The 6,226-nt window shown below is 70.5% G+C and carries 7 protein-coding genes; 1 reads left to right on the top strand and 6 read right to left on the bottom strand.

Features of this window, described 5'->3' with window-relative positions; translation table 11 throughout:
• Positions 1 to 564 (bottom strand): GTP-binding protein (locus tag VF139_18660; GenBank protein HEX6853424.1); only part of this gene is annotated, 564 nt, incomplete at its 3' end.
• Positions 565 to 628: 64 nt separating this feature from the next.
• Here VF139_18660 and VF139_18655 point away from each other — a divergent pair.
• Entirely contained in the window at positions 629 to 1,462 is an 834-nt protein-coding gene (locus VF139_18655; protein ID HEX6853423.1) for a metallopeptidase family protein, read from the top strand.
• A gap of 1,949 nt (positions 1,463 to 3,411) precedes the next feature.
• Here the strand turns inward: VF139_18655 and VF139_18650 are convergent.
• Genes VF139_18650 through VF139_18630 form a run of 5 tightly spaced genes read right to left on the bottom strand, consistent with a single transcriptional unit; the run spans position 3,412 to position 6,194 of the window.
• Positions 3,412 to 3,828, bottom strand: a complete 417-nt coding sequence (locus tag VF139_18650) for a molybdenum cofactor biosynthesis protein MoaE (GenBank protein HEX6853422.1) — start codon at positions 3,826 to 3,828, stop codon at positions 3,412 to 3,414.
• Positions 3,829 to 3,830: 2 nt separating this feature from the next.
• Entirely contained in the window at positions 3,831 to 4,076 is a 246-nt protein-coding gene (locus tag VF139_18645; GenBank protein HEX6853421.1) for a MoaD/ThiS family protein, read from the bottom strand.
• Positions 4,073 to 5,077: a bifunctional oligoribonuclease/PAP phosphatase NrnA gene (locus VF139_18640; protein ID HEX6853420.1), complete on the bottom strand. Its 1,005-nt coding sequence runs from the start codon at positions 5,075 to 5,077 to the stop codon at positions 4,073 to 4,075. The genes VF139_18645 and VF139_18640 overlap by 4 nt, the downstream gene beginning before the upstream one ends.
• A complete protein-coding gene (locus VF139_18635; GenBank protein ID HEX6853419.1) occupies positions 5,074 to 5,595 on the bottom strand; it encodes a gamma carbonic anhydrase family protein in 522 nt (173 codons plus the stop codon). The genes VF139_18640 and VF139_18635 overlap by 4 nt, the downstream gene beginning before the upstream one ends.
• A 38-nt stretch (positions 5,596 to 5,633) precedes the next feature.
• Entirely contained in the window at positions 5,634 to 6,194 is a 561-nt protein-coding gene (locus tag VF139_18630) for an exonuclease domain-containing protein (GenBank protein ID HEX6853418.1), read from the bottom strand.
• Between the last annotated feature and the right edge of the window lie 32 nt (positions 6,195 to 6,226).

Genomic DNA, 6,226 nt, shown 5'->3' with positions numbered 1-6,226 from the left:
CACGAGCGGCTCGTCCGCCCCGTCGGGGGTGCGACGTACGATCCCCTTGCGGGCGTTGGCGTAGAGGACCGGGAACTCGAGCTGGTCCTCGGTCGCGTCGAGGTCGATGAAGAGGTCGTAGACCTCGTTGAGGACCTCCTTGGCGCGGGCGTCGGAGCGGTCGATCTTGTTGATCACGACGATCGGGGCCAGCCCCTGCTCGAGGGCCTTGCGAAGGACGAACCGGGTCTGCGGGAGCGGCCCCTCGCTCGCGTCGACCAGGAGCATGACGCCGTCGACCATCTTGAGGGTACGCTCGACCTCGCCGCCGAAGTCGGCGTGCCCCGGGGTGTCGACGATGTTGATCTTCGTCCCCTTGTAGGCGATGGCCGTGTTCTTGGCCATGATCGTGATGCCCTTCTCACGCTCGAGGTCGATCGAGTCCATCACGCGCTCCACGACGTATTCGTTGTCGCGGAAGATGCCGCTCTGCCAGAGCATCGCGTCGACGAGGGTGGTCTTCCCGTGATCGACGTGGGCGATGATGGCGAGGTTCCTGACGTCCTGGCGCTCGACGACGGCCATTCCCGCGTATCTCCTTGATAAAGAAAGGGCTCGGCAAACACGTCATGCTAGCATGCGTCCCCCGATGAGCCCGAAACCGCCCGCCTCCGACGACGACGAGCGCATCGTCGAGGAGATCTACGACGCCCTCGACGAAGGCGACGCCGACAAGGCCCTCGCCCGCGCCAAGATCGCCCTGCACGAGCTCGGTGACGACCCGGTCCTGCGTTTCCTGGCGGGGCAGGCCTATCTCGAGCTCGACCGCCCCGACGACGCCGTCAAGGAGCTGAGAAACGCCGTCGCCCTCGACCCGGAGGACCCGGAGTTCCGCGCGAGCCTGGCGGTCGCCCTGTTCCGCGCGTGCCGGTTCGCCGAGGCGCGCCCGGAGGCGAAGGCGGCCCTCGCGGCCGACCCCGACCTTCCCGACGCCCTCAACATCGCGGCGCTGCTCGACGAGCGCGAAGGCGACTTCGCCGCCGCCGACGCCAAGCTCGCGCGGGCGACCACGCTCGACCCCGAGCGTTTCCCGCCGCCCGTGCGACTGGCCCGCTCGGAGTTCGAGGAGGTCGTCGTCGCCGCGGGAGAGATGCTCCCCGAGAACTTCCGCTCCCACCTCGCCGAGGTCGCGACGACCGTCGAGGACGTGCCCTCGGAGGCGATCCTCACCGAGGAGATGCCGCCCCTCGATCCCGAGCTCCTGGGCCTGTTCGTCGGCTCCGCCCTCGACGAGCGCACGTTCGGCACCGGCGGCGCCCTCTCCGTCGAACCCCCGCGGATCCTGCTCTTCAAGCGCAACCTCGAGCGGTTCGCCGAGGACGAGGAGCACCTGCGGGAGGAGATCACCCGCACCCTCCACCACGAGCTCGCGCATTACCTCGGGTTCGAGGAGGAGGACATGGAGCGGATGGATCTGGATTGAAAAAGGGGCCAGGCCCCTTTTCCCGCGGAGCGGGAACGGGCGGGAACCGCTGGGCGGCGCCCCGGGATCGCCGTAGCCTTCGGCGAATGCGCGCCTTCACCCTTCGAGACTGGACCACCCTGCTGTTCGTCGTCGGCGTCTCGGCCGCCGTCGTCGCGGCGGTCCGCTGGTCCGGCCCTCCGATCTACGACGGCGACGGGTACTTCCACATCCGGTACGCCCAGTGGATCCGCGACGAGGGGATCTCCCGCACCTTCCCCTGGTTTCAGGAGTCCTTCCTCCGGGACCGCTTCGCGAACTTCAACCTCGTCTACCACCTCCTCCTGATCCCGTTCACGTTCGGGGACCTCCTCGCCGGAGCGAGGGTCGCGGCGGTCGGATTCGCCGCCGCCGTGATGGGCGTGTTCTACGTCTCCGCACGGCGGCTCGAGATCCCCCACGCGGCGTTGCTGAGCCTCGCGGTTCTCGCCTTCTGTCCCGATGCGCTCTTCCGGTACACGTTCACGCGCCCGGTCGTCCTCTCGATCGCGGTCGTGCTCGGCGGGACGACCGCGATCCTGTTGGGCCGCCGGCGCGAGACGGCGCTCTGGTCCGCGGCGTTCGCGTGGGTCCACTGCTCGTATCACGCGCTCCCCGCCGTCGCCCTGTTCCACGACCTGACGCGCGACGTCGCGCCCGGCACGCGATTCCTGTCCCGCTTCCGCACGACCGCGTGGGCGCTCGGAGGCGCCTTCGCCGGAACGCTCCTCAACCCCTACTTCCCGAACAACGTGCGCTTCTGGTGGATCGCCAACGTCGGCGTCCTGTCGAACTCGTGGCTTCGCGGGGCGGAGGTCCGCATGGGAACCGAGATGCTCCCCCTGCCGGCGAGCGAGCTTCTGGCGCGAAACGTCGGCGTCTTCGCCGCGTTCGGCGCCGCGATCGCGCTCCTCGTCGCGGCGCGCCGCGCGTCGTCCGAGGCCCGCACGCTGCTCGCGGTCGCAGCCGGGTTCCTTGGCCTGGCCTGCCTGAGCCAGCGGTTCGTCGAGCTCTGGGCGCCGTTCACGATGCTCTCCCTCGGCGTCGCGCTGCGCGATCGGGGAAGGAGCGTCCCGTGGTTGCGCTCCCTGGCGTCGGTCGCGGTCGCGGTCGGCCTCGTGGCGAGCGTCCGGTCGAACCGCGACGCGCTCGTCGGGGACCCCAGCGGCGCCCTCGAGCCGGCCGGCGCATGGGTCGCGGGGCACGTCCCCGAAGGGGAGACGATCTTCAATCTCGGGTGGGACGACTTCCCGGAGCTGTTCTTCCACGCCCCGCGGCACCGCTACCTCATCGGCCTCGACCCCACCTTCTTCTACGCCACCGATCCCGAGCGGGCGAGCGCCTGGTGGCGGATCGCCTCGGGGCGCGACCCGGACCCCTACCCCGGGATCCGCGACACGTTCCGCAGCCGTTTCGTCGTCGTTCCCGCGCGCTACGTCTCGATCACGAAACGTCTCGAGCGCGATCCACGCTTCCGGCCCCGATTCAAGGACCGCGGGGCGACGGTTTACGAGCTCGTCGCGCTCGGACCGTTCGTGACCCGCTGGGAGGTGCCTCGCGCCCCCGAAGGGAAGGGCCCCGATCCGCTCGTGCCCACGGACGCGTTCGTGGACCTCGACCGGCTCTCGGGGTCGCCGCCGGAGGCGAAGCCCACCTGCGCCGCCGCCCGCACGGTCGTCGTCGCCGAAGGCGCGACCGAGGGGGAGCTCGGGATCACGACCGACGACGCCTTCGAGGTGCGCGTGGACGGCGAGGTCGTCCTTTCCCGATCCCCGTTGCCGGGCTCCCCGGGCGGCCCCCCGTTCCGGCTCGAGGACCTGGATCCCCTCCGCCGCAGGATCGAGGAGGCGACGGTCCGCGTCTCCTGGAACGCGGGCGCGCACGAGATCCGGGTCGAGGCGTGCCGCGTCGGCGAGGACCTGGGGTTTCTCCTACGGGTGCCCGCACCCCTCGATCCACACCGCTCCCCCCTCGAAGTGCTCCTTCTTCCAGATGGGAACGGTGTGCTTGAGGGTGTCGATCGCGAACCGGCACGCGTCGAGCGCCTCGGCGCGATGGTGCGACGCGACGGCGACGGCGACCGAAACCTCGCCGATCTCGAGGCGGCCGACGCGATGGACGATCGCGACTCTCGAGACGCCGAACTTCGCGACCGCCTCGACCTCGATCTTCTCCATCTCGGCGACGGCCATGGGCCCGTAGGCTTCGTATTCGAGGAACGACACGCGGCGCCCGTCGTTGTGATCGCGGACGACGCCGACGAACAGCGCCAGGCCGCCGTCGGCGTCGGAGCGGACCGCACCGAGCAGCTCGTCCGCCTGGATCTCCGACTCGACGAGCCTCGCCACGACTAACCTCCGCTGACCGGCGGCAGGAAGGCCACTTCCTCGACGCCTTCCAGCGACCGATCCCACGACGCGTACACGCGGTCGCAGGCGGCCATCGGCCTCACCGGAAGCTCCGCGAGACCGGGATGGCGTTCGCCGACGAGCGCCCACAGCCCCGCGATGTCGGTCGGGGTCGCGAGCTCGATCGTCTCGCTTCGCAGGCCGGCGCGGTCCGCGAGGGAGGCGAAGTACAGCACCCGGACGTTCACGCCGCGGGCCCCTCGACGAGCCGCTCCGCGCGCGCGAGCACCCGCTCGATCGCCTCCTCGAACCGCGCCTTCATCACGATGCCCGAGGCGTTGCGGTGCCCCCCGCCGCCGAACTCGGTCGCGAGGGCGTGCACGTCGAGCTCCCCCTTCGAGCGCAGCGACACCTTCACGCGCCCGCCGTCCATCTCCTTGAAGAGGACGACGACGCGGACGCCGTCGGTCGCGAGGAGCGGGGTCGTGATCTCCGAGGTGTCGACGTGCTCCGCGTTGCACTCCCTGAGCGTCGCGAGCGGAATGCGCACCGAGGCGAGCTTCCCCCCCGCCTGCAGGCGAAGCGACGCGAGGGCGTGGCCGAGCAGGCGCGTGTACTCCGGCGCGTTGCGCTCGTAGACCTCGGCGTAGCAGCGGACCGGCTCCGCTCCCAGGCGGAGGAGCGCGGCGGCGATCTCGTGGGTCTCCGCCCTCGTCGAGTTGAATCGGAAGAAGCCGGTGTCGGTCGCGATGCCGGCGTACAGCGCCTGCGCGCACGCGCGGTCGGGGACATAGCCGCGCGCGTGGATCAGCTCGTAGATCATCGCGCACGTCGCGCTCGCGCGGTCCTCGAGGACGTTGAATCGCCAGGGGGTCCCCTTCGTCGGGTGGTGGTCGATGCAGAGGGCCTTGTCGGCGTGCCGCATCGCGACCGGCTCGACCCGCCCGAGGCGATCGGGGGCCGAGTTGTCCACGAGCAGGACGAGGTCGACCGACTCGAAGACCGGATCGTGGGTCGCCGGATCGTAGGGCTCGGCGGCCGGCCCCTTCTCCTCGAGAAAACGCAGCGTCTCGGGAGTGGCGTCCTGGTTGATCACGCGGACGTGCTTGCCGACGGCGAGGAGGTACCGGGCGATCCCCACCTCCGAGCCGATGGCGTCGCCGTCGGGGTTCACGTGCGTGACGATCGCGATCGAGCGGGCCCGGTCGACGACCTTCGCGAACGTCTCGTGTCCCTCCGCCGCGATCATCGCGATCCTCCCAGCCGCCCGGCCCGGTACTCGCCCGCGAGGGCCACGTAACCTTCGACGCCGAGGGCGAAGCGCTGCCGGAGCGCGTCGGTCACCTCCCCGCGCAGAACCGCCGGAACGCCCGCGGCGATCGCGCCGGCCGGGACCTCGAAGCCCTCGCGCACGACCGCTCCGGCCGCGACGAGCGCGCCGCGGCCGATCCGGCACCCGCTCAGCAGGACCGCGCCCATGCCGATCGTGGCGTCGTCCCCGATCGTGCACCCGTGGATCACGCAGCGGTGTCCGATCGTGACGTTCGCGCCGATCGTGGTCGAAAGGCCGCGGTCGACGTGCACGAGCGTGAGGTCCTGGATGTTGGTGCGCGCGCCGACGCGGATCGGCTCGAGGTCGCCGCGGAGCACGCAGCCGTACCAGACCGAGCTGTTCGGGCCGAGCGCGACGTCCCCGACGACGGTCGCGCCGGGCGCGACGAAGCTCTCGGGGTGGAGGTCGAGGCGGGTGGGGAGGAAAACGTCCATAAAGGACCCGGAAGGCTAGCGCCCCGGCCTTCCGCCCGTCAAGGCTTGCGGTCGAGAAGCGCCTGGAGGATGAGCGCCTGGTAGTGCGCGTCGTAGTCGGCCCGGTGGATCTGCGCGGGATCCTGGGGCGGGAGCTGGAGCACGCGCTCCAGGTTCTCCTTGGAGGTCTCGTTCCACGGGACGCGCAAGACCCCCATCGCGAGGCTTTTCGTGTCGAGCCCCTTGTAGCCGAACGGGTTGGGCATGCCGAAGTGCGCGTAGTAGTAGGCGACGTGGGACCAGTCGAACACGGCGTTGTGGCCGACGAAGCAGGGCCGATCGGCGGAGCCGGCGTTATGCTCCTGGACCCAGCGCGCCAGTCGTTCCAACGCGAGTTTCGGCTCCATGCCCTCGCGGCGAAGCCGCTCGGCGTCCAGGCCGCACACGCGCATGGCGTCGGCGTCGAATCCGGGGAAGATCGGCTTGAGCTCGAGATAAAGGGTCTCGCCGACGGCGTGCCGGTCCCCCTCCGGGCGCACGACCGTGGCCCCCAGCGACAACATGTTGAAGAGCGGCGGGACCGGTCCCGACGCCTCGATGTCCACGCAGAAGTAGTTCATCCGCGCATCCTACCGCGTGTGCCCTGATAGCC

Source organism: Candidatus Polarisedimenticolaceae bacterium (assembly GCA_036376135.1).
Lineage (GTDB): Bacteria > Acidobacteriota > Polarisedimenticolia > Polarisedimenticolales > DASRJG01 > DASVAW01.
The sequence above is the reverse complement of the archived record's forward strand: the minus strand, read 5'-3'. Positions and strand labels throughout refer to the sequence as shown.

Excerpts from the sequence above, each read along its gene's own strand:
- VF139_18635 (HEX6853419.1), bottom strand. The coding sequence starts at position 5,595 with ATGGACGTTTTCCTCCCCACCCGCCTCGACCTCCACCCCGAGAGCTTC.
- VF139_18630 (HEX6853418.1), bottom strand. The coding sequence starts at position 6,194 with ATGAACTACTTCTGCGTGGACATCGAGGCGTCGGGACCGGTCCCGCCG.
- VF139_18640 (HEX6853420.1), bottom strand. The coding sequence starts at position 5,077 with ATGATCGCGGCGGAGGGACACGAGACGTTCGCGAAGGTCGTCGACCGG.
- VF139_18655 (HEX6853423.1), top strand. The coding sequence starts at position 629 with ATGAGCCCGAAACCGCCCGCCTCCGACGACGACGAGCGCATCGTCGAG.